Here is a 26190-nt window from a genome sequence, read left to right as displayed (position 1 = left end):
CTCTTGGGAGCCTCGTGCGATGATGGATCTCAAAGACGAGGCTGAAGAACTCACGGGCGATGAGCAGGCCCCATGCTTCTAAGCGGCCTCAAGCCCGTGGATACGCCTGATCTCCTCGGCGACCAGGGCCTGGAGCCGCCAGAGATTGCGATCGCGGATACCCTTCTCTTCGAGATGCTTGACGGTGAGATAGAGATATTCGGCACACGATCCCATATGTCCGCAAGCCCTTGCCAGGACCTGCGCGACGCTTTCGAGCGGTAGCCTGCGCAGCACACGCTTGCCTCTCGGCCCGGCCCAGAACGCCAGGGCGCGCAAAGGTCCCTGTGGAGTTTCGATCACTACCCAGCGGATGAAGGACGAGTCGGTGATCGTGCCGATCTCCCTGCGGATCATGCGACGGATCTGCCCCATGCGGTCCTCCTCCGAGAGCCTGTAGGCGACGCCGTTGCATTGTCCACCCTTCTCAAGCGCCATCATCAGGCCCGGTACGGCATCGGTTGCCCGCCATCGCGTCATCTGCAGACAAAAGGACCTGTGCCACCCGTGGGCTCGGGCACGGCACCATTCCACCGCGTCGAAGTCCGGCTTCCAGATCAGCGAGCCATAGGCAAAGACCCACAGTGGCTCGCCCGCCGCTTCATGAAACAGTCGCTCCGAGAGCGTCTGAAGTTCCTCGTCGCTCAGCGGAACACGATGGGGATCCGGTCCGGGGTCGGCTTCCAGCCTCAAGCTGAGTGAAACGAGATCGGCCGTCAGCGCCATCGTACGTAAGCCCGCAGGATGGTCCTTTTCTTCCGAGCCTGCCTCCTGGATCGATGAGACCGTCGACAAGAGCACCTGCATCCTAATGGACCGTGAACTGGCTGAAATAGGTTTGTCGCTCACGCACTGCCCGGATGAGCAAGCCCGCCTCACGCATGATTGCGGTGAAGGTCGCGTCGTCGGCCGATGCGATACTGCCCGACATGGTCTGGAGAATTCCGATCAGGCGTCCGACCGAGGCCCGGGACACCTCGTTCTGGCCTTCCAACCCCTCGGTAAGAGCGCCGAGCGTTCTCACAATCTCGCCGATGATTTCGCGGCGACGCACCTGACCTGCAGGCGGATCGCCCGCCGCGTCCAGGACCGTGTCTTCCAAGTCCCCATCCATCATGGCCCGCCGCTTCATCGCCGTCGATCAAACCAGTCCGAGGACGAGTGCCAGAATGAAGGCAAACGAACCGGCTGCCGCGGCCTGATGCAGGCGCAGACAGAGGGGAGTAAGCCAACTGCCATGATGTCGGGGCAGGAAACGCTGATGATCGTTGGCAATTGCCATTGTCGCCTCCACTAGTACCAGATCGGAGCTGCCGCTCGCCAAAAGGACAGTTCGTAGTCGAGAGCCGTCTGGCGGTCGTCGCCCGCAAGAACGCCCGGCGCGATCATCTGCCCAATCCCTCGCCCGTTGCGAAATCGGCTAAGTCCTGTGGCCAAAAGCCGAAGCATGCGTCGTTTCATGGCGAGCCTCTTTGATTATCTGCGCTAGGAAAACAGTTCCGCTCGCCTGGCGCTCACCAACAGGTCGCGGGGCGATGCCGTCGTTCCAAACAGGGTCAGCAGACGGTTCTCCTCGGACTTTGCCAGGCGATAGCGCCGCGCGAAGTCAGAGACGTTCCAGAATTCCTCGCCCACCGGCTTGGCTTCAGTCTTTTCCTGCAGGCTCTGATACATGGCCGCTCTATTCTGCCGCGCTGAGCGCCGGCCGGGAGTGCGGGAAAAATGCGTCGATCTCGCCGATGACTTCGTCGACGCGTCGTGAAAGCTGCTCGGAGGAAACCGTGTAGTCGACAAAATCCCGATCCGACGCATAGATTGCAGTTGGCAGGGTGTGGGACATGAAGAACCCGAACAGGGGGCGCAATTGATGTTCGACCATTAGCGCGTGTCGGTCACCGCCGCCCGTTGCAGTGATGATGATCGGCTTGGCCCGCAGTTCATGCGGTTCGATCAGATCGATCAGGTGTTTGAAGAGCCCTGGATAGGAGCCCTTATACGTGGGCGAGCCGATGATCAGCAGATCCGCATTGACGATCTCGGAAACGACGGTTTCGGCCTGTTCATCCAGATCCTTGCGCCATGTGGCTTCACCGAGCGAAGGGCCGACATCGAGCATATCGTAGACCTTGGTGGCGAAGCCGTGTCTGTCGCTCGCAATGCGGGCGATGTGGCTGACGAGGGCCAGGGTCTTGGACGGACGGTTGAAGCTGCCTGCAATACCAACAAGTCTGGGAACGGCCATGGGTCTTCCTTTCATCTGAGGCAGTATTGTCTATAATTTTAGTGGACTAAAGGAATGACGGTTCGCAATCGCAGGCATGCGGAAAAAACTTTGCTGCGTTAAAACTCGACCGCCAACACCGAACACGCCACGGACGCGGCGGGAACCCATGCACCAAGCCTCATGCGCCACCATCATCCGCAGCCTTAGCCTGCTTGCACCTGGCGTTCGGCAATCCCCTCGAACGTCTCGGCTGGATAAGGCAGTCCGTATCGATCGCGAACCGTCTTGCCGTCATATTCCCGCCGATAGACGCCGCGATCCTGCAGGATCGGAACAACCTTCTCGACAAATTCCTCGATATCGTCGGGCGCGCGGGGTGGCTGGAGCGTATAGCCATCCACGGTCCCATCCGCCCAGAGATCGATGATATCGTCGGCCACCTGTTCCGGAGTCCCAAGCAGCAAGCGATGGTGCCCCTCCGACCGGCGTACCGCCTGTCTTGCGGTGAGCTTCTCATGTGTCAGCAGATCGGAAAGGCCAAGCCCCATACCGACAGCCTGGAGGCGATTGGGATCTGGAATGAAGCGTTCGGCATCCAGCACAGCGTCCGGATCGAACCCCTCAGGATCGATGCCATGCTCTTTGGCGAAGCGTGCAAGCAATCCGTCTTCCGAGCCGGCGCCGCTATAAAGCTCGTGCTTGCGCAACGCTTCCTCCCGGCTTTCGCCGAGGATCACAACAAGACCAGGGACGATGCGGATGCCGGAGGGATCGCGGCCGACCGCGGCCGCGCGATCCCTCACCTTCGCGCCGAAGACCCGGCCGGCACCGCGTGAAAGGATGTTGCAGTAGATGATTTCGCCGTGGCGTGCGGCAAGCTCGATGCCCCCCTCGGATGCGCCTGCCTGTGCAATGACCGGGTGGCCCTGCGGTCCTTTCGGCACATTGAGCGGCCCTCTGACGGAGAAGTAGGCACCCTGATGTTCAATCGGGTGGGCGCTTGCTGCATTCCAGAAGCGGTTTTCCGGCACCTCTGCGTCGCGCGCCGGATCCCAGCTCGCCCAGAGCTCCTTGGCGACATCGAGAAACTCGGAGGCCTTGGCGTAGCGTTCGGCTCGTGGCGGCAACGGCTCGGAGCCGAAATTGGCGGCGACATTCGGGTTGAAGGAAGACACGACGTTAACGATCAACCGGCCTCCCGAGATGATATCGGTCGATTGCACGCGCCGTGCGAAATTATACGGCGAATTGTAGGTCGAGGACATGGTGACAACGAAACCGATATCGGGGACCTGTGCCGAAAGCGCGGTACAGAGGATCAGAGGATCGATCGTGTGGAAGGGCCGGCTCGCCGGATCGGTCATCAGTGCAGGATGGTCTGAAAAGAACACTGCATCGAAACGTCCCCTATGTGCGAGCTCGGTCAGCCGGCGGTAATAGTCCGGATCGTTGATGTCATGGCGGCTGCCGCTTCTGTATTTCCAGGCATTGGCGAGATAACCGGTCGTGTTGATGCCGACATTCAGATTGAGTTTGCGGTTGATGGACGTCATGGCTCAGGCAACCTCGCTCGTGGTGCCGAAAGGCGTGATGATCTTGCGGTAGCCGACGGCCGCCGGCTTCTTTCCGGAAACCGCGTATTCACCGACCACACGGTCGTGATAGATGCGCGGATTATGCGAGGTGATCGTGCGGGCGTTGCGCCAATGGCGATCGAGCGCGGTGGCACGTTTGGCGGCGGAGGCCCCGAGGGCGTCAAAAAGGATCGTCGTCGCCTCGAGGATCAGTGTCGAGACGACCGTGACGGACTGGCTCGTTTCGATGTCTGCGAGGAGATGAAGATTCGTCTGCTCCGGGTCGATGCCCGAAACATTGGCTTCGAAGGAGCGCTGCAAAGCCTCGGCAACGTTCAGCACGATCGCGCCGGCCGAGTAGGCTCGCCCCCTGACGCGCCCGACCACTTCGAGCACCTGCGGGTCGTCGGCGCTGGTCGCGCCGTTGCCGCGCGGATAGATGCGTGCCCGGGCGCCGACATGCTGGGCAAGCTCGCTGGCGGCGGCCCGGCCGATCCCGGCAAGGCTTGCCAGATGCACGAGCTGGAAGAAGGCCGGCGTGTAGGGAAAGCGGGCTGCGTCCGGCTTGATGTGGTCGGGCTCCAGCCTGACATCCTTGAACCGCGCCGTGCCGCTGCCACTCATAGCCTGTCCAAAACCGTCCCAATCGTCGAGGATATCGACGCCCGGCGCCCGGGTCGGCACGAGAGCGGCGATGGGAGAACCTGATCCGTCGACGGCGGCGAGATTGATCCAGTCCGCATAGATCGAACCGGTCGTATAGAATTTCTGGCCGTTCAGGCGATAACCGTTTCCATCATTCAGGATCGTCGTCGAATGATCGCCGACCTTGACGGTGGAAAGCTCCGAAAATCCGCTTCCGATCATCTCGCCGCGACCGAGGCGGGTCAGCCATTCGTCGCGCCAATCACCCTGCGGCGCATTGAGCAGGTCCTCGGTAAAGCCGAGCTGGCTGCGGAAGATGTTGGTGATGTTCGGATCGGCGGCGGAAAGTTCGATCAGCAGGCCGAAAAGCTCCGGCAAGGTGAGTTCGAGGCCACCATGGGTCGACGGTATCCGTAGGGCGCCGAAGCCGGCATCCCGCAGCCACCGGACCTCCTCGAAAGGCAGGCGCCGTTGCTGATCCCTTTCGATCGCCGCCTGCCCTATCTCACGGAAGATGGCACGGAACGGCCCCGCGATCTCTTCGTAGCGCGCCGAAGGGCCGCGACCCCAGCCTTCATCGATCCTGGTCATGGGTCTACTTTCTCACTGTCATCGATTGCTCTGATGTTGATTTTACAGCCGGCTCGATCACGCCCAGCCAGTCCAGCAGTTGCACGCGCAGGCGGTTGACGTTCGCATCGCCGGCCGAGCGTGGCCGCGGCAGGTCGACAACGACCTCATGGGCCAGCACGCCGTCGCGCATCACCAGAACCCTGTCTGCAAGCAGAAGCGCCTCGTCGACATCGTGGGTAACGAGCAGCACGGCCTGGCGATGTTTCTGCCAGAGATCGGCGACAAGCGCCTGGGCCTTGAGGCGGGTCAGGGCGTCGAGCGCTCCGAACGGCTCGTCCAGCAGCAGGAGATCCGGGTTGCGCACGAGTGCGCGCGCCAGCGACGCCCGCTGCGCTTCCCCGCCCGAAAGATCCTTCGGCCAAGCATCGCCTCGGTGGGTCAGTCCGACCTCCTCGAGCGCCGCATTTGCACTTGCCCGGTCAGCGCCGCGTGGGAGACCGGCGACGACATTGCTCCAGACCCGTTTCCAGGGAAACAGCCGAGGCGACTGGAAGGCCACGCCGCGACGCGGTGAAACGAAGACGTCACCCTCGATGTCGTGGTCAAGATCGGCGAGGATCCGCAAAAGTGTGCTCTTGCCGCAGCCGCTTGCCCCGAGCAGGGCAACGAATTCTCCCCGACGGATGTCGAGATCGAGACGATCGATGACGTTGCGCTTTCCGAAACGGCGCACCAGCCCGCGCACACTGACCGAAAGCCCCGTCGGGGTCGAAGCGGGAAGCGACATGTTCATGCTCCGTCGAAACTCTGGCGCCAGCTGAGCAGGAAATGTTCCAGGAGCCGGACGACGAGGTCCGCGCCCAGGCCGAGAAGCGCGTAGATGGCAAGGCAAAGTATGATGATGTCGACGCGATAGACCTCGCGCGCATGGGTGATCAGGTAGCCGAGGCCGCCCTGAGCGTTGACGGTCTCGGCAAAGACGAGCGCCAGCCAGGCCGATCCAAGTGAATAGCGCAGCCCCACCAGCAGGTTGGGCAAGGCACCCGGCAGGATGACCTCTAGGATCAGCGCTGCACGGCCAAAGGATAGCGTGCGCGCAGCCTCGACCAGGGTCTTGTCGACATTGCGGATGCCCGCGAAGGTGTTGATGTAGAGGGGAAACGTGACGGCAAAGGCGACGAGCGTGACCTTGGGCGTCTCGTCTATCCCGAGCCAGATGATCAGCAGCGGCACGAGGCCGGCCCAGGGAAGCGTTCGCGCCATCTGCATCGGCGCGTCGATCATATCCTCACCAAGGCGCAACAGACCGGAGATGATGGCAAGACCGACGCCGGTAACGAAGCCGATGCCGAAGCCGATCACGACGCGCTGGAGCGACAGGAGAAGCGCTTCGGCAAGTTCGCCGCTTGAAATCATCTCGAGCAATGTCGCAAAGAGCGTCGCCGGACCTGGAAGCAGGTCCTCGGAAACCAGGCCGTAGCGAATGCTGAGCCACCAGAGGACAATGAGCGCCGCGGGGCCGAGGCACTTGCCAAGACCGCGCGGGACACTGCTACTCTTTTTCCTGCCGGCCCGGCTCCTCCCCGCCGGGACGATGCGCTCCAGGCCGGAAAGGAGCGGCTGCGGTGGAGCCGCTCCCCTTGCGGGAACGACCGGATGCGCGTTTGAAAACCGCGTGACCGTCGCCATCAGTTCGTCTTTGCCAACTTCTTGTTCTCGTCGCCGATCAGGTCGCCGAAGTCCTTGACGACATAGTCGTCGACCTTGAATTCGCGCTTGAACTGGCCGGTCCCATGAAAATAGGCGACCTCCTTCTGCCAACCGGCGAGCACGTCGCTATCGGTCGCGGCAACATATTCCACCCGCGAGCGGCTCGCCTGCAGCTTGGCTGCGTCCGGCGAGATCTGTGACAGCTTGGCGACCTGTTCGGCCCATTCGGCCGGATGGGCATTTACCCAGGCCTGGGCCCTGATGATGCGGCGTGTCAGGTCCTGGAGCGCTGCCTTGCGGGCCGGGTCCTCGACGGAGGACGTCGGCGCATAGAGCACGCCTGCCGTGTCGATCACCTTGCTGAGAGATTGCAGGATGCGCGCGCCGTGCTGCTGCTGGGCGATGGCCGTGTTCGGATCCCAGACGACGAAGGCGTCGACCTGGCTATTGACCAGCGCCGACAGCCCGTCCGTCGTGTTGAGGTTCAAGATCAGCTTGTCGTCAAAGGCGATACCGGCCGCTTCGAGCGCCTTGGCGAACTGATAGTGCTGCTTGGTGAAATAGGGCAAGGCGACCTTGTGCCCCTTGAGATCAGCGACGCTTTGCAGCGTTGAATCGCCGCGCACCAGTATGGCGCTGCCACTCTCCTTGCGCTCAAGGGTGGCGGCAAGGATCGTCACCTTGACCCCGTTGGCGATCGCCGCAAGCACGCCGGTGTCCCCTCCGGCGGCGATATCGACGTGACCGGCACGCAGCGCCTCGACGAGAGGCGGCGTGGAATCGAAATCCGCCCATTTGATCTTGTAGGGAAGGTTTTCGATCTCGTTTGCGGCAATCAGCTGCCGATGCAGGCCGGTCTTGTTGGGCGTGCCGACCGTCAGCGTGAGGTTCGAAAGATCAGGGCCGCTTTGCGCCAGTGATACTGTCGCGAACAAGCCCGCAAGGGCAATGCCGATGCCGGCGCGACGAATGAGCCCGGTAATGCTGCTGAACTTCATAATTTCTTCCCTCCTGGCCGAGCGGCGTGGCCCCGCGTAGATTGACGTGGCGTCCTTCAATGACGGCAGGAAGCCTACGAGAGCGCAGAAACAGAGATAAGAAAATAATCTCTATAGATTTTATAGATAATGGAATTGCTTTTCCCGATCTGGGGCCCTTACCGCATCGAGCGACTTCGAAAGCACCTCGTCCTGCCGCTAGTCTTGCGCCATCACCCACCGTGAACAAGGAGACTGACGATGAGCCAGAAGACGATTTCCCGCGACACGTTCAAGGAGTGGCTTGCAGACGGAAGCGAACTCGCCGTTCTCGACATTAGAGCCCCCGACGTCGTCGGTTACGCCTCGCCGCTCTTTGCCACCAACCTGCCGGCCGAGAAGGTTACAGGCGACCTGTCGCGCTTCGTACCCCGCAAGGTCGTACGCACCGTGCTTGCCGATGGTGGTGACGGTGCTGCCGAGCGCCTTGCGGCAGACCTTGCCGAGGCCGGTTGGCCGAACGTCTTTGCGCTCGAGGGCGGCATTCCGGCCTGGACGGCGGGCGGCGACGGCATCGCCCTGCCGACATTCGATACGCCCGGTGTCGATTTCACTCTCGCGGTCAAGGACGAGAAGGGCACGCCGGTGACGTCGGCCGAAGAGTTGAAACGGCTTCGCGATGAAGGCGAGGATCTTATCGTCATCGATACCCGCACCGTGCCTGAATTTGCGCGCGAACACGTGCCAGGCGCCATCAGCGTTCCCGGTGCGGAACTGGTGCTGCGTTTCAAGGATGTGGTGCCCTCCGAAAAGACGCGGATCGTCGTCTCCTGCGCCGGTTTGCCACGCGCCATCCTTGGGGCGCAGACACTGATCGACGCCAAGGTTCCCAACAAGGTCTCCTATCTCCACGACGGCACAAAGGCATGGACTGCGGCCGGCCTCAGCCTGGAGACCGGCAAGACGCGCACCTATGGCGAGGTCAGCCAAACGGCTGTCGAATTTGCCCGTCGGCAGATCGAGGTCTTGGGCAGTGCCGACCGGTTCCCCGAGATCGACATCGAAACGGCAAGGACATGGGCTGCCGACCCCGACCGCACCACCTACCTGCTCGACGTGCGCACACCGGAAGAATTCGAAAGCGGCCATCTCAAGGATAGCCTGTCTTCGGAGGGCGGCCAGTTGCTCGGCGTCGCCTATCGCACGATCGCGGTCAGAGGGGCACGCATCGTCCTCATCGATGATCTTCTTGGCGCACGCGCGCGCATCGTCGCCCATTGGCTGCAACGGCGCGGCTATGAAATCGCCATCCTGCTTGTCGATTTCAATTCGCAGGAATTGAGCAATGTAGCCTGAGACCAAGGCCCGCGCAGTCCATGACGGCGTTTAGATAGGCTCGAACTACCGACGACACCAGAAATATGGGCCGACCGGCCCATATAGTCGTCGGGTCGCAACCATCAGACCGGTCACAGCTCCTTAACCCGCACCAAAAGCTTGCCGAAATTGCGGCCCTTCAGCATGCCGATGAAGGCCTCCGGCGCATTGTCCAGGCCGTCGACAATATCCTCGCGGTAGCGGATCTTGCCTGATGCGACGAGGGGGCCGATTTTAGTCTGGAAGTCAGCGTAGTGTTCGCCCACGAACTCGGATTGGATGAAGCCACGCACCCTGAGGCTCCGGCGGAGGATCGCCGACATCGTGCCGGCGAGCCGGTCATGGCCGGCAGCATTTTCGCCATTATAGGTCGCGACGAGGCCACAGACTGGAACGCGCGCATACGGATTGAGGAGCGGAAGCACCGCGTCCCAAACATGGCCCCCGACATTTTCGAAATAAACGTCGATACCGTCGGGGCAGGCCAGCCTGAGATCGTCGGCGAAGGTTCCGGAACGATGATCGACGACGGCGTCGAAGCCAAGCTCGTCGCGGACATAGGCGCATTTGTCCGCCCCGCCGGCAATGCCGACAGCCCTTGCGCCAGCCAGTCTCGCGAGCTGGCCAACCATCGAGCCGACCGGTCCTGAGGCAGCCGCAACGACGACCGTGTTGCCCTCCTGGGGCTGACCGATCACCTTCATGCCGGCATAGGCGGTAAAGCCCGGCATCCCAAGGGCGCCAAGGGCTGACGTGAGGGGGGCGCCATGCGTGTCAAAGTGGCGAATGGCATCACCCTTGATGACGGCATCGGTGCACCAACCGGTGCGTCCACGGACCATGTCGCCGGGCTTGAAATCCGAATGCCGCGAATGCGTCACCTCGCCTATGGTCTCGCCTTCCATTGTCCCATCGACCGGGACCGGTGCGGCATAAGATTTGGCGTCGCTCATGCGGCCGCGCATATAGGGGTCAAGCGATAGATAGATCACGCGCAGGCCGACCTCGCCTTCCTTGATCTCCGGCAGATCGAAAGTCTCGACGCGAAAATTGTCCAAAGTCGGAGCCCCCTGCGGTCTGCTTGCAAGAACTACTCGTTTTCCGGTCGCCATATCGATCTCCCATGTTGTCATCTATCGAACGGTCGCAAAGCGCCGACTTTTCCAGCCGGGCCATCCCAACGGTGCGACCACGGCGCACCGACGGAAGCCGGGTCTTTTAGCCCACGCCCGATCGTCGAACCGGCCTCTCATATTAGAAGGATTTATCACCTCAGGAGGAAATTCTAGCACAGGCAGGAATTTCTTTCCCACCTTATCGACGATATAATCCACTAAATTAATAGACTATTATCGATATCGGCGGCTCAAGTATGAACCTTGTCCCGCTCGGAACTATCGATGCACATCGGAGGCAGGCCATGGCCAAGCAGGTTATCGAATATGCCGGAATACAGGTCGGCATCATTGTCCCGGACGGGGCCGGTGTGCGGTTCGTTGCCGTCAAATACGAGGTCTACGATCTCGACGAACAGCGCTTTGCATCCGCGCCGGATGTTCTGCGTGCCATCCACGCTTTGATGGCACCCGGCATGAAGCTGCCGGGACGGGCAGCCTGACAGGGACATGTCCGATGGGCCGACTGCGACGCATGCTTCGATTGTCCGCACGCCATAACGAGCTCGAAAGGGCTCTTGTCATCAACGAGTTTCGAAGTCTGTTTCTCGATGATTTCGACGAAGCAATCGCGCAGGCGGACATGCGGACAAGCCTTCGTGAAGTCGGCGACGAGATTTCCGCCCTTGAGCGCCGGTTTCGCTGGCGATGAGCATGTAACGACCGCGGACCGAAATCCTCAAGCCGATCGCGGCCGACACCGCGTCCGTCCTGCAACTGATGATGGCCCGATCCATGGGTCTTACAAAGCCAACTGGATCCTGTGTCGCTGCAACGAGGGTCGTCGCATTATCCAGCGTGTAATAATCCATCTCCTCGTTGGCCATCTTCTTCGCCAACGTCGTTTTTCCTGATTGTCGGGGACATACGACCGATACGACTCGCGTGTCTGACATGGCGTCGGCAACGCGTTGCTCAATGAGCCTTGGATACAGCGCCATAGCTTCATTCCTTTGGTGACCGTTTGAAACTCGAGTGATGACCAATTGAAAGTTAAGTTGTGACCATTTGAAATCTGCATGGCGGCTGATTGAAACGAAAAACCAAAAGTGGTGGCTGCCAGATGGCGGGCGTCAGGGAGGCGAGAGGCCACGCAGGCGCTGCTGAACCTCTAGCTGATTGGTCGCCGGAACTGACTTAGCCGATCCTCAACGAAGGGGCACCTGATAGTAGAGAACCGAACGCAGATTTGCGCACATTTCCATCGCACCGCTAAGCCTACCAGCTTTTAACAAACGGAAGGAATGCATGCTGTTGATTTGCACTGAGAGCTGATCCGCATCTGGAGTGAACCTTGCCCCGCGTGCTTTCAGCGCCATCATCTACCGGGAACGTCTTTCTTAGTCTAACCGCCTTGAACGGAAACAAATCGCAGACCATGCCATAGCCGCAGTAGACGTGATGGATCGAAATCTGCGATTGAAACGAGCGCGTAGGAGGCTTCCTGAGGATCGTTTCCTGCGACAGGCCGCTGATAGCTGTAACGTAGCCTGTTGATAACCTTCCTTGACGAATATTATCGGAATTGCAATCCACGCTCGCTCGTACCTCTTCGCCCGCGCGGCCGCCGGTCGAGCAAGCCAACTGAGCCTCCGACCACAAGCCGGCTCCATGGGCGCGGTAACGGCTCTTTTGGGTTGAATATATATTGGCGCTCTCGTAAAGAGTTTGAGTGCTATTCACCTGGTGAGCCGGTATGATGGAGATGAATACGAATCCCACCGAAGGCTTTGACGCGGCTTTGACACTGACTGACACGCTTGATCACCTGCCGGCAAACAAGCGGCGTGAACTTGCCCGCGTGCTGGAGATCATCTTTTCCGAAGTCGAGCAGTTCCGGGCCACGAAGCTTTCTGTGAAACGGTCGAACGGCGCGGTGCTGAAAGTCATCCTCTATGGCTCCTATGCTCGCGGCGATTGGGTGGAAGACCGGCTGAGCGGTTATCGCTCGGACTACGATATCCTTGTCGTCGTCAACTCCGACAGTTTTGCCCAGGAACACGAACTGTGGCTTGCGCTCGACGAGCGCCTCCTGAAGGAGCAGATCGCTCATCTCATCGAGACGCCCGTCATTCCGATCGTTCACAGCCTGCATGATATCAACGACCAGCTCTCACGCGGCCGGCCCTTCTTTGTCGATATCGTGAGGGACGGGAAGATCCTCTTCGAAGAGGAAGGCCATCCCCTCACCCAGCCGAAGGCTCTGAACAAAGAGCAAGCTCAAGAGGAGGCGCGGCGGTATTTCGAACAATGGTTCGCTAGCGCGGACGCCTTCGGCGCTTCAGCCACGTTCCTGCTTGATCGCGGGAATATCAAAGAGGCAGCTTTTAACCTCCATCAGGCGACCGAGCGGCTCTATCATTGCCTGTTGTTGACAATGACTCTCTACAGCCCGAAATCGCACCGCATCAAGGCATTGCGCTCCAAGGCTGAGGACCTTGACAAGCGTTTGATCGAAGCCTGGCCACGCGATAACCGGATCGCCCGGCGCCGCTTTGAGCTCCTGTCTCGTGCCTATGTCGAGGCACGGTATTCACCCAACTTCGACATCAGTGCTGAGGAGCTGGAATGGTTGATCGAGCGGGTGAAAGTCCTGCAGGAACTGGTCGCGGCCATCTGCCGGGAACGTCTTTCTTAGCCTGCTCGCCTTGAAGAGGTTCGAACCCCAGACCCTATGTGAATCATGCGCGGACTAAGCGCAGTATTGATCGGCAAGTCACTCATGCGTTCGACTGATCCATATTACGGGATAGGGTCCTAATCGTCTGCACGTCGTTCAATCGTCAGCACCATAGACATCGCCCAACTTGCACTGCTAAGAGGCCGCCGGAGCAGCCGCACCTCGTCGCCTTCGACCTGCGCCTCCCATCGCACATAGAGCTTTCGCTGAAATCCCGTCAAACGCACGCTCTGGCAAGCGATCGGGCAGCCATCGAAATTCAGTCGCTCCTCAGGTTCAGCGAAGAATCCTTCAGGAAATCGGCGAGCCTGGTGAGCGAGAAGAAAGCCTCCCTTTGTCGTGCCGACGATCACGCGCCCATTGTTGTCCTTGGCGACAAAAGTCCGGTTGGCAAGCCGCCTTTTGACCGGCACATGCGTCTGACCATCGGCACCGAAACAACAGAGGTAGGACACCATTGCGTTGGTCGCCCCTTGAAAAGCCGTTTGCCACTGATTGTGCAGACAGATCTTTGATATCCGCAAAGCCATCGCCCGCCACGAAGGCTCCTGCCTTGGCGTCATAGTCCGTCGGTCCCATCGGCACGCCTTCGCTGAGGATCGGCGTGTCAGGCTTGCCCTTGTGATCGCAGTAGCTGTCGTTGACGATCGGGACCGCCTGCGGAACCGCCTTCTCCCATTCATCGATCCCCAAGTCGCCGGCCGGTGCGTTTCTCGCCACGAACCGGTAATAGGCGGGATCGATCCCATTGAGTAGGATGGTATCGACTTCGTGGCCGTGGACCACGACCGGAAGTTCCGCGACCTCGAAGCCCTTCTCGACTTCGCGCCAAATCACAGGACCAGCTGCTACGACCGGCTCGGGATTGCTCAAAGACAGCTGCATGGCGGGAGACAAGCGCGGGTCGTGGCTTTAACGCTGATCCAGCAGGTCCCACCCCGCCGCAATATCACATTGAAGCCGTAAGCGCCGGAGCGATCCCACAACCACGCGGAACCTCCCATCACGACGATCAAAACAGCACCGATGACCGCAACGAAAATCTTGGCTCTCAACGACATACAGGTCCCATGGTCTCAACAACCGTTGTTGACTGGCGGCAAAGCTGTTTCAGCGATGGGACTGCTGTCTCAAGAACGCCTCTTGGTCGCAAATTCAGATGAAGCGCGGTCGGGCATGTGATCTTGTCGAAGCTGCCGGACCCTGTATCCGATGTTCGTATGCACGGCTACCTCGAGCCCCACCTAACCGGCCGCCTTTCCCAGCCGCAAAGGCCTCGCCGAGCCCGATCTTGGAATCGACGCCCCTTACCTTCTTCAGCTCCAAGCCTCGGTTCGGTAGATCGTGCGTCCATTCCGGCGCGAAGCCGATGCCAAGACTGGCTGAGACCAGCAATACCAGAGAGAAGGTGTCGTCGCAGGTACAAGCGACATTGTCGGTGAGATCGTGCTCTTCGAACACTTCCGCGAACCAACGCTCGCTCTAGGAGAGGCTCTGGCGGGAGAATGAGATGATATTCTCACCACGCAGATCCTCGATCTCGATCTCGCTCTTGGCAGACAGCGGGCTCTCCCTGGCGACCGCCAGCAGGTAGCGTTCATGGAGAATCGAGAAGAAGCATAAGGAACCGACATTCTCCACAGGCCGGATGAAGCCGAGATTGATGCGGCCTGCCTCGATATGACGGATGATGTCATCGGTGGTGCCGCTTTCGATATGAGGACGAAAGCTGGCCGTCGACCATTTCGCATGATGTCCAAGCCGACCAGCAGAAATCACAGCGCCATGACCGCGCCACTGATCCAATGGCACAGGTTTAACGGGCCGTTCCCCCGCTAGGGCGCAGAGGCAAATCCATGGCTCACGCAGTGATGCCGGCGCGCAGTTTCAGCGCCAGATCCGGGCTGTCCGAGGTCAGGCTGCCGATGCCGCGCTCCAGCCAGTGGCGGATGCCGGGCTCGTCGTTGAGGGTCCAGACACAGAGGCGGTCGAGCCGCAGCCGGCTGCGGATCAAGTCCCATTCGGCTTCCATCAGCTCGTGATGAATGGCAACGATCTCCACCAGCCCGTCCAGGCGGTCGATGAAGGCGGCGAGCCCACCCTGCTTCTCGGCCCAGGCGGCGTTGACGGAGACGAGGCGGGAAACATCTGGCGCGTGAAGGCGGCACTCCTCCAGCACCCACGTATCGAAGGAGGTCAGGTAGGAGCGTTCGTCCACACCGAAGCGAAAAAGCTCGGCTGCGACGCGCGCGGCAATGTCAGGATAGGGCGTACCCGTCTCGTCGATCTTGATCTCGACATGTAGGTCGATGCCCTTGTTGACCGCAAGCACATCGAGCACATCGGCGAGCGTCGGAATGGCCTCGTCCGTGCCTTTCAACCTGACGGACCTGCGGGCTTCCACCGACAGGTCCTGCACCGGGCCGACACCTTCGGCGGTGCGTTCCAGCGTCGCGTCGTGGATGACGACGAGTTCGCCCGAGCGCGTCAGGTGCACATCGAATTCGATGGCGTCGACGCCGAGCGTGATCGCATTGCGGAAGCCGGCGAGCGAGTTTTCGGGCCAGAGGTTGCGGGCGCCGCGGTGGCCGGTGATCAGCGTCATGGAATATCCTTCAGTAAATCGATTTGACAGTATTAGCGGATCGTCGGGTCGAGCTTGTCGCGCAGCCAGTCGCCGACGAGCGAGATCGAAAGCGTCGTCAGCATGATGACGGCGGCGGGCGCCAGCATGATCCAGGGCGCGCGCGTCAGATATTCGCGCCCGAAGCCCACCATGTTGCCGAGGCTGGTTTCTGGCGGCTGCACGCCGAGGCCAAGGAAGGAGAGCCCGCTTTCCATCAGGATGATTTCCGGGAAAGTGAGGGTCATGGAAACGATCAGCGTCGAGGCGACGTTCGGCAGGATATGATGCAGGTAGACGCGCGAAGGTGTGGCACCAAGCTGAACCACCGCGGCAGCATAGCCCTGAGCGCCGGCGGCAATGGCAAGGCCCCGGGCGATGCGCGCATAGCGCTCCCAGCCGTAAAAACCCATGAGGCAGACGAGCAACAGCATCGAGGAACCGAAGAAGGCGAGCACCGCGAGCGACATGATGAGAAAGGGAAGTGCCGCCTGGAAATCGGCGAGCATCAGGACAAGATGCTCCACGAAACCGCGTAACTGCGCCGCGAGGAACCCGAGCAGCGTGCCGAAGAGTGCCGACAGGATCGTCGCACCGAAGGCGATGACGAGCGAGACGCGGATCGACTGGATGAGACGCGAAAGCACGTCGCGGCCGAGTTCGTCCGTGCCGAGCAGATGCTTGAGACCGCCCGGCGCTGAAAGCCGGCTGCCGAGATCCATGGCCGTGATGTTGAACGGGCGGATATAGTCGGCGAAAATGGCGGTCAGCACCATTGCCGCGAGCCACAGCATGCCGAATGCCACCGAGAGCGGCACGTTGCGGCGCAGAAACGAGACGAGGCGGTTCGGCTTTCCGGAAGCCGATGTCCCAGCGAGATCGACAGTTGCCATTGGCTTTCTCCTCAATGTCCGGCCGCGTGTGAGCGAAGGCGCGGATCGAGCCAGCCGTAGAGCAGGTCGACGACGAGGTTCGATACGACCATGACGGCGGCGATGATCAGCAGGATGCATTGAACGACGGCGAGGTCGCGATTGCTGACGGAGACCACCAGCAGGCGGCCGATGCCGGGCCAGGAAAAGATCGATTCCACCACAACCGCGCCTGCAATCAGCGAGCCGACCATGAAGCCGACGATCGTGACGATCGGCACTGCCGCATTGGGCAATGCGTGGTTCCAGACCACGTCGCGCCATGTCAGCCCCTTGGCCGAGGCGGTGCGGATATAGGGCTGGCCCATCACCTCGATCATGGCACTGCGCGAAAAGCGGGCGAGGATGCCGATGCCGCCGATGCTCATGGTCAGCGTCGGCAGAATGCCGTGCACCCACGTATCCTGCCCGCCCGATGGCAGCCAGCCGAGGATGACCGAGAAGAGCAGCACGAGCAGCAGTCCCATGACGAAGGAGGGAATGGTGAAGCCGAGGACGGCTAGCAGGATGACGCCGCGATCGGAGAAGCTTTGCCGGTGCAGCGCCGCGTAGACGCCGGCAGGAATGCCGAAAACGAGCTTAAGGATGAGGGCCGGCACCGTCAGCTGCAGTGTCGCCGGCACACGTTCCAGCACCAGCTGGATTGCGGATGCCTTGTCACGCATCGAGACGCCGAAATCACCGGTGAAGATCGACTTGATATAGGCGAGATATTGGATCCAGAGCGGCTGGTCGAGGCCCCATGCCTTGCGGAAGGCATCGACCGACTCCTGCGGCACGTCAGGCCCGAGCATCACCATGGCGGGATCGCCCGACATGCGCAGGACCACGAAGGCGAAGGTGACGACCGCCATGATGGTCAGCATCGCACGGAACAGGCGGACGAGAACAAAACGGATCATGGAACCCTCCCCTATGCCGCCACTGGCGTGGTCTTGCCCGCCACGACATGGCATGCGGCGCTGCGGTACTCGTCGATCCCTTGGAGCTCCGGGACTACGGAACGGCAAATGTCGCGGACCAGCGGACAGCGCGGATGGAAGGCGCAGCCAGAAGGGCGCTTGGCCGGGTTCGGCGGCTCGCCCTGCAGGATGACGCGGCCTTCGAGCGGCTTGCCGGGAATGGGCACGCTGGATACCAGCGCCTTCGTGTAGGGATGCTGCGGGGCGCGGAAGATGACGTCGGAGGAAGCCTCCTCGACGATGCGGCCGAGATACATGACCGCGACACGGTCGGCGATGTTGCGCACCACCTTCAGGTCGTGGCTGATGAAGACCATGGCGATGCCGTTCTTTTCCTGCAGGTCGCGCATCATGTTGACGACCTGCGCCTGGATGGAGACGTCGAGCGCGGAAACCGGCTCGTCGCAGACGAGCAGTTTTGGCCGCGAAGCCAGCGCCCGGGCGATCACGGTGCGCTGGCGCTGGCCGCCCGAAAGTTCGTGGGGATAGCGCTCGGCCTGGTCATCTCGCAGGCCGACGGCCCGCATCAGTTCCATCACGCGCGACCCCTGATGCTCCCTAGGAATGAGCTTGTGGATATCAAGCGGCTCGGCGATCTGCTTCGCAATCGTTACGCGGCGGTCGAGCGCTGCGAGCGGGTCCTGGAAGACGAGTTGCATCTTGGCGCGCAGTGCCCGCCATTCCGCGGTATGGCGCGCCGGCATCGGCTGCCCCTGGAAACGCACGCTTCCTTGGTCCGCGTCATCTATGCCGAGCAGCATGCGCCCAAGCGTCGATTTGCCGGAGCCGGATTCGCCGACGATGCCGAGTGTTTCGCCCGGCATGACCGAGAGCGAAACGCCGTCGACGGCGCGCACCGGCGTCGGACGGCCGAAGAGACCGCGACGGATCTGATAAATGCGGACGAGATCATGGACTTCGATGAGCGGCGTCATTGCAGCAGACCTTCGGCGATACGGGACGACCGGGTCTCGACGGAAACCGCGACGGGCACCGGGCGCGTGCAGGCGAGCTTGCGGCCGCCATCGAAAGAAACGAGCGGCGGGCGCTCGCTGCGACAGGCCTCGACGGCGCGCGGACAGCGCGGTGAGAAGGAACAGCCGTCCGGCAGATGTTTCGGATTGGGAACGGTGCCGGGAATGGGTATCAGCCGTTCACGGCCGCCGTCGAGGCGCGGAATGGCATCGAACAGGCCGCGCGTATAGGGGTGGCGCGGCTCGGAGAAGAGCTGTTCGACACTGCCCTCCTCCACTATGCGTCCGGCATACATGACGCAGACGCGCTCGCAGACTTGGCTGACCGCGCCGAGATCATGGCTGATGAAAACGATCGCCATGCCGGTTTCGGCACGCAGGCGGATCAAGAGATCGAGGATCTGCGCCTGGATCGTTGCATCGAGCGCGGTGGTCGGTTCGTCGGCAATCAGAAGATCGGGCTGACCGGCGAGCGCCATGGCGATCATCAGGCGCTGGCACTGGCCGCCGGAAAACTCGTGCGGGTAGAGGTCGAAGCGGCGGCGCGAATCGGGAATGCCGACCATATCGATCAGCCGCAGCGCCTCGGCCTTTGCCGCCTCGCCGCGCAGGCCGCGATGGACCGACAGCGCCTCGGAAATCTGCCGGCCGATGCGCAGCACCGGATTGAGCGAGCTGGACGGGTCCTGGAAGATCATGGCGATGCGGCTGCCGCGCACACTTTCGAGCCCCGCGCGCGATCCACCGATGAGTTCGCGACCTTCGATTTGCACCGAGCCGGAAACGCTCGCCTTGCCGGGCAGCAGACCGAGGGCTGCAAGCCACGTGACCGACTTGCCGCAGCCGGATTCGCCGACGAGGCCGAGCGCCTCGCCTTTGGCGACATCGAGATCGATGCCGTGGAGAACCTGCACGCCGTCGAAGGCGACCGTCAGGTCACGCAGTTCCACAAGATTGGAGCCGGTCGTGCCCATCTTTCATCCCCGCTCTTTGTTGCATCAAAAACAGGATCTCCGGCAGCCCTTCAGCCGCCGGAGACCGAGGAGCCGATCAGATCGACCAGTTGGTGGCGCGGAAGTCCATGGCGAAGGCCGGAGCGGCCTTCCACTTGAGCGACGACTTCATGCCGGTGAAGACGGCATTCTGGTGCAGGACCTGATAGACGGGGTCTTCGCGCTCGGCGATTTCCAGCATGCGGGCAATCGCCTTTTTGCGCTGCGCCCGGTCGGTGGAGGTTTCCATGACGACGGCGAGCTTGTTCATCTCCGCGTTCGTCCAGTCCTTCTTTTGCTGCGCTTCGCCGTTCGGGCCGAACTGCACGACCATCGGCGTGATCGGGTCGTTGATCGAGTTGCCAGCCGACCAGTCGCGCACGCCCTTGATGCCTTGGGGATCGTGGATCTGCGCCCAGTTCTCCTTCATCTCGATCTCGACGTTGAGGCCGACCTGCTTCCACATCTCGACCATGATCTGGCCGTTGGCCGTCTGGTTCGTGTAGTAGTTGTTGAGCAGACGGTAGGGGATCGCATCGCCTTTGTAATTGGCCTGCTTCAGGAGGTCCTTGGCGAGATTGGGATCATAGGCCGGGGGCGTCCAGCCATCGATGAACATGTCGCTGTTGCGGAAGGATTCGAACTGCAGGCCGGCCGGGATGACCGTCTTGCCGGCCCAGAGCGCATCGACGATCGCCTGGCGGTCGATGGCATGGGTCATGGCACGGCGAACCAGCGGGTTGGCGAGGATCTCGTTCTGGGTGTTGAAGACCGAAATGCGGTGGTTCCAGATCGTCGAGTTCTGGATCTCGTAGCCCGGAGCGGCCTGAACGGCGGCGATCTGATCCGGCGGCAGGTCGCAGGCGAAGTCATATTCGCCTGACAAGAGGCCGTTGACGCGCGAGGCGACTTCCGGAACTTCCACGAAGCGGATCTGCTCGAGCGGCGGGCGGCCGCCCCAATATTCGTCGAAGGCAACGAGGGTCAGCGAAACGTCCGGCTTGTACTCGCCGACCATGTAGGGGCCGGTCGTGATCGGCTTGCGCGACCATTCGGTGAAGCTTGCGGCCTCATCCCAGGCGCGGCGGTTGGTGATCTGGCTGCCGCCGGAATAGAGGCGCCCTTCCAACGTCACGTCGGGCGTCGTGTTGTGCAGGCGCACGGTGTACTTGTCGACGATCTCGATGCCGGCGAGTGCGGGCCACAGGCGACGTCCGACGCCGGGAACGGTTGCCGGCAGTTCCTTGGCGGTCGCAGGCTTGTGGTCGGCTTCGAAAATGGTCTTGCCGCCGGCGGGCTCCGTGTTGCCGAACACGCGTTCCTTGGAGAAGGAGAAGGCGACGTCCTCGGCGGTCATTTCATCGCCGTTGTGGAACTTGACGCCCTGGCGGAGCTTGAGCTCGAGCGTCTTGTCGTCGGTGCGCTTCCATTCGGTGGCAAGACCCGGAACCGGACCCTGATTGCCCATCCAGTCACGAAGGATCAGGCCTTCCCAGAGGTTGGGATAGAAGATGCGCTCGCCGACGTTGGACTGCTCGTGATAGACGTCGAGCGAGTTGTTGTTGGTGATCTTCTGCACCGCGATGGTGATGGACGGGCGCTTGCCTTGGCTGAAAGCGAGGCGTGGCAGAACGAGCGTGCCGGCGGTGGCGCCGATAAGGCCGAGCGCGCCGCGTCGATTGATCGAAATCATCGGAAACTCCTTGTGTCTTGACCGACGAGCCCCCGCTCGTGGTCTGTGTTGTTAAGATCAGCGAGATGTCGCCGGATTGACGGCTTTATGAATTTTTCAATAAAGGCGCCCGTCGCGGATGCCGCGAAGAGCCGTTCCAGCGCGTAAGGCAAAGCCCGGCGCGACAAGGTCAGCCGGCGGCGGGAACCGCCGGTTTGCTTGCAGGCGAAGCGGCGGTCCCCGCCGAAAACGCGTCGAGTGCGCGTGCCAGTTCGCTCGCTCCCTCCACCGTTTGCAGAGCGCCTGCCGCCTTAAGCGCCTCGTGCCGTCCGCTGCGTGGATCGGCCGGATCGATGAAGCCGATTGCCGTCATGCCCGCCGCCACAGCACCCGTAATCCCGAGCGCGCTGTCGTCGATGACAAGGCAGCGGTGCGGCGCCACGCCGAGATTTTCGGAGCAGAGAAGGAAAAGGTCAGGCGCAGGCTTGGGCCTCGCCACCATCTCGGCGCTATAGATATGCGGGGCAAATTCCGTCCACAGATCCAGAAGACCGAGGCTGCGGCGCAGCCTCTCCATGTCGCTGTTGGACGCGACGCATTTGCGCTGCTTCACATTCCGCACCAGCTCTTCCATGCCGGCCATCGGCCGCAGCGAACGGGAAAATTCCGCGTAGAGCGCGCTTTTGGCATCGGCGAAGACACGGTCCGGATCGGCAAGGCCGAGTTCCTCGCGACAGAGGCGGCCGGCCGCCTCCCCCGAAAGGCCGGTGAAGCGACGGTGGACCTCAGCCTGGCTCAAGGCAATGCCGGCGCGCTGCAGGGCCTGCGCCAGCGTGCCGCTCGCCACCGCCTCGCTGTCGATCAATACGCCGTCACAATCGAAGATCAGAAGTTCTATCGTCATGCAGACGGCATTACGTTACATATGTTACACCAATGTGAAATATGTAACGCCAAGGCATTTAGGGTATGTTGGGGATGGGGATTGATGGAATCGCATGAACTGAAAATCCGGGCGGCCTGGCTCTATCACGTGGAGGGGCTGACGCAGGCGCAGATCGCCGAGCGCATGTACCTCACCCGTCGCCGGGTGAACGAGTTCCTGGCCGCAGCCCTTGAGGAAGGCATCGTCAGGGTGAGCTTCGCCTCGCCGCTTGCCGCCGGCATGGAGCTGGAATCGCGCCTGCAGGAACGTTTCGGCCTGGAGGCGGCAGTCGTCGTGCCCACCCCTGCCGATCCGCAGCTCCTGCACCAGGCGCTCGGCCGTGGCGCAGCCGCCTATCTCGACCGGCTGATCCAGGCCCGCAAGCCCCGCTCCATCGGGGTCGGCTGGGGCGCGACGCTGCGCGAGACCGTCACCAACATGACGCCGGCAAGCGAGCCCGGGATGGAGCTGCGCTCGATGATGGGCGGGCTGACACGCGGCTCGGAGATCAACACGTTCGAGATCGTGCGTGCCTTCGCGCAGGTCCTGAAGGCGCAATGCCACTATTTCGCGGCACCGATCTATGCCGAGAGCCCGCAGTCGCGCGAGGCGATCATCACGCAATCGGTCTTCGAGCGCATCTTCCGCCAGACCTGCGAAGTGGATATTTCCTACCTGAGCGTCGGCGACGTGACCAGGCAATCCCTGCAGGTGCGCTACGGCCTGCCGGCCGGAACCGACGTCGGTGACCTCATCGCCGTCGGCGCCGTCGGCGACCTGCTCGGCCGCTATATCGATGCCGGGGGCCGCCCCGTCGCCCACCCGCTGAACGCACAGGTGCTAGCCCCCGACCTCACCGACTATCTCAAGATCCCCTGCCGCATCGTCGCCTCGGGCGGCATCCACAAACACGCCATCCTCACCGCCACCGTACGCGCCGGACTCGCAACCGCACTGATTACGGACGAGGAGAGCGCAAGGGCGTTGCTGGCGGGTGGATGAGGTGAGGTGCGTGCCTGCGGCTATTGGAGGCGACCGGCCTGCGTGCAGGGTTTGAGTATGGTAGGTGGAATGTGGGACGTGTGCCTTCCACCCCTTCGGCTGCACCTCGCCGAATGTTGTTGCAAATGCCACCAACCGAAAGGTACCGATCTTAAAGCTGTTGAGTGGGTTTAGACCGCCGACCCGCTTACTTCCGTCTCGGATATCTCTTCTTGACGTCTTCGAACCGGAGATCGAAGCGCGCGAGATACTTCGTCAGAGTGGACGTCGCCGCAACAGATTTTGGGACGTAAACACCGCGCCATGCCGTTGCGTCGCCCATGCTTGAGCCTCAAGGCGCACAACAACCGCAGCTGCCAGCCTCGCGCTTTCCTATGCCCTGCCACTGATTACAGCGAACCGCCAGGCTTTGAAGCTGCAGTCGACGTCCGAAAAGCCCACATCGCGAAGCCAGCAAAGTTGATCTTCAACGGAGGCGCATTTGTCGTGGAGCATGCGCTCAGCAGCCTTATCGATCTCATGATCCGAAACTCCGAGCCGGCGAATTCCTTCGAGCCATATCTTCTGGTAGCGTTGATCTGCGGCCGCTCCAGGTCCGGCTACCTGTTCGGCGTTGACGAACAGCCCGCCGGGCTTCAGGGCATGGCGGATGCGGCCATAGAGTACGCGCTTACCTTCGTCGGAAAGATGATGGATCGCCAGCGCCGATACAATGAGATCCCACGGCCCACCCAAATCCGCAACCGCCATGTCAGCGTGATGAAGCTCCACCTCCACTTTTGGCCCAACACGCGCGCAGGCCTGCTCCAACATCGCCGAGGATCCATCTAGCAGGCAGAGGCGCTCGACCGGACATGCTTCCAAAACCATCGCCGAAAAGAGGCCGGTCCCGGCGCCGACATCCAGCACCTCAAGATTTGCGCCCGATTGCCATTCCTGGATGAGCTTTACGGCGGTGCCGTAGAACTCATCGAAAGAGGGAATTAGGCGGCGGCGCAGATCGTCGTAACCTCGAGCATCGCGGGTAAAAAGTACGGATGCAGCAGTTTCATTTGTGGTCATCTCAGAGTTCCTCGGAGCGATTATTGTCATTGGCCGAGCTGTTTGGTGACACTCGGATAGAGGGAATAAGTGGCTATGGCGTTTCCTTGCGAGAGAACATGACCCCGCATTGCGTTCTCCACTGACGAACCGTCGAAGGTGCTGTTCAGGCCGAGTGACGGGACGTCCAACGCATAGACCTGAACAACGTACCGGTGCGGGCGCTCGTCGTTTGTCGGAGGGCAAGGACCATCATAGCCACCATAGGTCCCGGCCATTTCCGGATCAGATGCCAGGAAGCTTGAGTAGACATTCGTCCCCCGGCGTCCGTGTGCCGTCTCGCCAACAGGCTTTCCGTGGGGAACCAGCCCTTCGCTTTCAACACCTTCCGCGAGCGATTTCGTCTCAGGCGGAATGTCGGCAAGTACCCAGTGGTAGACCGAAACTCGCGGGTCGTCGCGCCGGATCATTACAGCTGCCTTGTTGATCCGGCTGAAATCCCGGGGGACATCTGGATCCGTCATCAACAGAGCATAAGATCTCGTGCCTTGCGGTCCTGACGACCAGGTGATGGCAGGGCTAATGTTTCTCTGTGTGGTAGCGGATGGCGGACAGAAGGCGGCCTTGTCCGGCAGGCGTCCACCCTGCTCAACTCCTTCGATCTCGACCTTCAAACTCTTGATGTCGGATCCAGCCGCCGTTGTTGCAAATGCCAAGGCGCAAACCGCACCCACTGTCGGTAAATATCGATGCATGTCGATTTATCCTTCTCGGTTGATGAGGTGAGGATAGCGACGATCATGTCTGCAGATGATCCGATACCGATCAGGTTTGAGCCGACTCCAATCAGGAGCTCGACGGCGCTCCTCTACCGAGACGGACCTCGTTGGGCGTTGCTCCAAAGCGCACCTGGAACTGTCTCGAAAAGTGCGCGCGCGAATGATATCCCGTGGCCGCCAGCGCGTCGGCAACATCCGCGTCACGATCCCTCAGGATGATGAAGGCCGCCTTCATCCGCTCATCGAGCAGTAGACCTTGGAACGTATGGCCCTCCGCTCGAAGCCGCCGACGCAGTGTTGCTTCAGACATGGAGAATTCGGAAGCCACCGCTGCCGTGGTCCAATTCAGATGAAGACGATGCCGCACCAGGAGACGCACCGCCGCCACAACCGAATCCTCGATGTATTTGGGCGCGAGCGAAAGCACGCCCTGTTCGGCCAGCACCAATACCACCTCGAGAAGGCGGTGCTCGACCACCCGACGCGACACCGGGAAGCGATGGGCTAATGCTTGCGCAGCATGAAGGATCGCTGAACACAGATCATCGGTGATCCGAGGCTCCGTCGAACGTGTCTCCTGGTTTACGAACTGCGGCCACAGCCGGGCCGCCTCAATGATGAGTGCGCGGTCGAAGCGAATGAACAAGGCCCGATAGTAACCCGTCTTGTCATCTGGTTCATTGACAACGTCGAAATGTTCGTTGGCCGAAAGAACGAAGATGTCGCCGCTCCTGTAGACCCGGCGTTCTGCACCGGAGGTGAGCTCCTTTGCTCCCTCAAGGATGATGACAAGACCGGTCGTCGACATGGCAAGCTGCGTTATCGTTTCACGTTTGCGGGCGACGAATGCAGAGATGACAGGAGGCTGGTGTTGCCCCTGCGGCGCACCCCGCGTGTCGCATTTAGCAAGCGTCAACAGCCTCGCGGTGATAGCGGCCCTGCGCAAAACGCCTCCAGGTGTACCTGTCATGTCGAACCCTCGCTGTTTCTCCAGGCCTTTATACGCTGGCGGAAGGCGAGGAAAAGCCGTTCACACGCGTAAATTCAGCCCGCGACCGTCGTACTGATGCCTTTGCCGTCTGTGGACCGATCCGTCATTTCGGCCGCCTTGAGAAGCTGGGCCTTCTCGATGTTGACGAACCGTCGATGTCCGCAACCGGGCTGCCAGGCGAAATCGACGGACTGATCGCCCGCTGCAGACGAACATGATGCCCGATCACGGCCACTCTCTCGCGCTCAAGTCAGGCGTAAAGGCGGGGTTTGCGGACGACCGGGCGGCACCATGTGTTGGTTTTATGATGAAGCGGCATCGAA

The 26190-nt window shown here is 61.3% G+C and carries 27 protein-coding genes and 1 pseudogene; 4 read left to right on the top strand and 24 right to left on the bottom strand.

The features are described from left to right. Positions 1-78 precede the first annotated feature (78 nt). The 10 genes from AC1DUP_RS21900 to AC1DUP_RS21855 form a co-directional block, all read right to left on the bottom strand. On the bottom strand, positions 79-765 hold the full coding sequence (locus AC1DUP_RS21900) for a gamma-glutamylcyclotransferase (RefSeq protein ID WP_113300553.1): 687 nt from the start codon (positions 763-765) through the stop codon (positions 79-81). 82 nt (positions 766-847) lie between these two features. Next, on the bottom strand, positions 848-1141 hold the full coding sequence (locus AC1DUP_RS21895; protein WP_477834362.1) for a hypothetical protein: 294 nt from the start codon (positions 1139-1141) through the stop codon (positions 848-850). Between the two features lie 39 nt (positions 1142-1180). Further along, a complete protein-coding gene (locus tag AC1DUP_RS21890) occupies positions 1181-1321 on the bottom strand; it encodes a hypothetical protein (RefSeq protein ID WP_162747232.1) in 141 nt (46 codons plus the stop codon). A 203-nt stretch (positions 1322-1524) separates the two neighbouring features. Further along, the gene (locus AC1DUP_RS21885) at positions 1525-1713 is read right to left on the bottom strand and encodes a hypothetical protein (RefSeq protein ID WP_477834360.1); all 189 of its coding nucleotides are present in this window, start codon (positions 1711-1713) and stop codon (positions 1525-1527) included. A 7-nt stretch (positions 1714-1720) separates the two neighbouring features. Beyond that, positions 1721-2281 carry an FMN reductase gene (gene msuE / locus AC1DUP_RS21880; RefSeq protein ID WP_113300518.1) on the bottom strand — a complete coding sequence of 187 codons (561 nt, stop codon included), beginning with the start codon at positions 2279-2281 and terminating at the stop codon, positions 1721-1723. Between the two features lie 185 nt (positions 2282-2466). Then, complete coding sequence (locus AC1DUP_RS21875; protein WP_115039058.1) at positions 2467-3816, bottom strand: NtaA/DmoA family FMN-dependent monooxygenase; 1350 nt, start codon at positions 3814-3816, stop codon at positions 2467-2469. Positions 3817-3819: 3 nt separating this feature from the next. Then, positions 3820-5073: an acyl-CoA dehydrogenase family protein gene (locus tag AC1DUP_RS21870; RefSeq protein WP_113300516.1), complete on the bottom strand. Its 1254-nt coding sequence runs from the start codon at positions 5071-5073 to the stop codon at positions 3820-3822. A 4-nt stretch (positions 5074-5077) separates the two neighbouring features. Continuing rightward, the gene (locus AC1DUP_RS21865) at positions 5078-5848 is read right to left on the bottom strand and encodes an ABC transporter ATP-binding protein (RefSeq protein ID WP_113300515.1); all 771 of its coding nucleotides are present in this window, start codon (positions 5846-5848) and stop codon (positions 5078-5080) included. After that, positions 5845-6744 (bottom strand): ABC transporter permease, encoded by a 900-nt coding sequence (locus AC1DUP_RS21860; RefSeq protein ID WP_477834357.1) that lies wholly within the window; start codon positions 6742-6744, stop codon positions 5845-5847. The genes AC1DUP_RS21865 and AC1DUP_RS21860 overlap by 4 nt, the downstream gene beginning before the upstream one ends. Next, on the bottom strand, positions 6744-7763 hold the full coding sequence (locus AC1DUP_RS21855) for an ABC transporter substrate-binding protein (protein WP_477834355.1): 1020 nt from the start codon (positions 7761-7763) through the stop codon (positions 6744-6746). The genes AC1DUP_RS21860 and AC1DUP_RS21855 overlap by 1 nt, the downstream gene beginning before the upstream one ends. A gap of 240 nt (positions 7764-8003) precedes the next feature. Between AC1DUP_RS21855 and AC1DUP_RS21850 the strand changes: the two genes are divergently transcribed. Continuing rightward, the gene (locus AC1DUP_RS21850) at positions 8004-9098 is read left to right on the top strand and encodes a rhodanese-like domain-containing protein (protein WP_477834353.1); all 1095 of its coding nucleotides are present in this window, start codon (positions 8004-8006) and stop codon (positions 9096-9098) included. A 113-nt stretch (positions 9099-9211) separates the two neighbouring features. Here AC1DUP_RS21850 and AC1DUP_RS21845 read toward each other — a convergent pair whose 3' ends face one another. Beyond that, entirely contained in the window at positions 9212-10231 is a 1020-nt protein-coding gene (locus AC1DUP_RS21845; RefSeq protein WP_113508887.1) for an MDR family NADP-dependent oxidoreductase, read from the bottom strand. 308 nt (positions 10232-10539) lie between these two features. Between AC1DUP_RS21845 and AC1DUP_RS21840 the strand changes: the two genes are divergently transcribed. Further along, positions 10540-10737, top strand: coding sequence for a hypothetical protein (locus AC1DUP_RS21840; protein WP_113300511.1), 198 nt, complete (start codon positions 10540-10542; stop codon positions 10735-10737). Between the two features lie 81 nt (positions 10738-10818). On the opposite strand, the gene AC1DUP_RS21835 is transcribed toward AC1DUP_RS21840, so the two are convergent. Next, a complete protein-coding gene (locus AC1DUP_RS21835; RefSeq protein ID WP_477834350.1) occupies positions 10819-11133 on the bottom strand; it encodes a hypothetical protein in 315 nt (104 codons plus the stop codon). Positions 11134-11999: 866 nt separating this feature from the next. Here AC1DUP_RS21835 and AC1DUP_RS21830 point away from each other — a divergent pair. Beyond that, positions 12000-12932: a HEPN domain-containing protein gene (locus tag AC1DUP_RS21830; RefSeq protein WP_477834348.1), complete on the top strand. Its 933-nt coding sequence runs from the start codon at positions 12000-12002 to the stop codon at positions 12930-12932. Positions 12933-13265: 333 nt separating this feature from the next. Here the strand turns inward: AC1DUP_RS21830 and AC1DUP_RS21825 are convergent, their stop codons facing one another. From AC1DUP_RS21825 to AC1DUP_RS21785, 9 genes and pseudogenes are all read right to left on the bottom strand, one after another. Further along, a complete protein-coding gene (locus AC1DUP_RS21825) occupies positions 13266-13847 on the bottom strand; it encodes a hypothetical protein (RefSeq protein WP_477834346.1) in 582 nt (193 codons plus the stop codon). 396 nt (positions 13848-14243) lie between these two features. After that, positions 14244-14699: pseudogene (locus AC1DUP_RS21820) on the bottom strand (LysR family substrate-binding domain-containing protein); the annotation flags it as partial. 136 nt (positions 14700-14835) lie between these two features. Then, positions 14836-15579, bottom strand: coding sequence for a glycerophosphodiester phosphodiesterase family protein (locus AC1DUP_RS21815; RefSeq protein ID WP_113508845.1), 744 nt, complete (start codon positions 15577-15579; stop codon positions 14836-14838). Positions 15580-15611: 32 nt separating this feature from the next. After that, the gene (locus AC1DUP_RS21810) at positions 15612-16490 is read right to left on the bottom strand and encodes an ABC transporter permease (RefSeq protein WP_113300509.1); all 879 of its coding nucleotides are present in this window, start codon (positions 16488-16490) and stop codon (positions 15612-15614) included. Between the two features lie 11 nt (positions 16491-16501). Beyond that, positions 16502-17431 carry an ABC transporter permease gene (locus AC1DUP_RS21805; protein WP_115039051.1) on the bottom strand — a complete coding sequence of 310 codons (930 nt, stop codon included), beginning with the start codon at positions 17429-17431 and terminating at the stop codon, positions 16502-16504. A gap of 11 nt (positions 17432-17442) precedes the next feature. Next, a complete protein-coding gene (locus AC1DUP_RS21800; RefSeq protein WP_113508843.1) occupies positions 17443-18426 on the bottom strand; it encodes an ABC transporter ATP-binding protein in 984 nt (327 codons plus the stop codon). Further along, entirely contained in the window at positions 18423-19439 is a 1017-nt protein-coding gene (locus AC1DUP_RS21795; protein ID WP_477834343.1) for an ABC transporter ATP-binding protein, read from the bottom strand. Before AC1DUP_RS21795 ends, AC1DUP_RS21800 begins: the two co-directional genes overlap by 4 nt. 76 nt (positions 19440-19515) lie before the next feature. Continuing rightward, positions 19516-21150, bottom strand: coding sequence for an ABC transporter substrate-binding protein (locus AC1DUP_RS21790; RefSeq protein WP_477834341.1), 1635 nt, complete (start codon positions 21148-21150; stop codon positions 19516-19518). Positions 21151-21319: 169 nt separating this feature from the next. Continuing rightward, complete coding sequence (locus AC1DUP_RS21785; RefSeq protein ID WP_477834340.1) at positions 21320-22033, bottom strand: HAD family hydrolase; 714 nt, start codon at positions 22031-22033, stop codon at positions 21320-21322. Between the two features lie 84 nt (positions 22034-22117). On the opposite strand from AC1DUP_RS21785, the gene AC1DUP_RS21780 reads away from it, so the two are divergent. Beyond that, positions 22118-23056, top strand: a complete 939-nt coding sequence (locus AC1DUP_RS21780; RefSeq protein WP_113508839.1) for a sugar-binding transcriptional regulator — start codon at positions 22118-22120, stop codon at positions 23054-23056. 372 nt (positions 23057-23428) lie between these two features. On the opposite strand, the gene AC1DUP_RS21775 is transcribed toward AC1DUP_RS21780, so the two are convergent. From AC1DUP_RS21775 to AC1DUP_RS21765, 3 genes are all read right to left on the bottom strand, one after another. Then, the gene (locus AC1DUP_RS21775; RefSeq protein ID WP_113300502.1) at positions 23429-24118 is read right to left on the bottom strand and encodes a class I SAM-dependent methyltransferase; all 690 of its coding nucleotides are present in this window, start codon (positions 24116-24118) and stop codon (positions 23429-23431) included. Between the two features lie 26 nt (positions 24119-24144). Next, positions 24145-24852, bottom strand: a complete 708-nt coding sequence (locus AC1DUP_RS21770; RefSeq protein ID WP_477834337.1) for a YbhB/YbcL family Raf kinase inhibitor-like protein — start codon at positions 24850-24852, stop codon at positions 24145-24147. Between the two features lie 91 nt (positions 24853-24943). Continuing rightward, positions 24944-25846 carry a helix-turn-helix domain-containing protein gene (locus AC1DUP_RS21765; protein WP_113508837.1) on the bottom strand — a complete coding sequence of 301 codons (903 nt, stop codon included), beginning with the start codon at positions 25844-25846 and terminating at the stop codon, positions 24944-24946. Positions 25847-26190: the final 344 nt, after the last annotated feature.

Source organism: Rhizobium sp. 01L419 (genome assembly GCF_056400025.1).
Note: the sequence above shows the minus strand (reverse complement) of the source record. Positions and strands in the feature narration are given on the sequence as shown.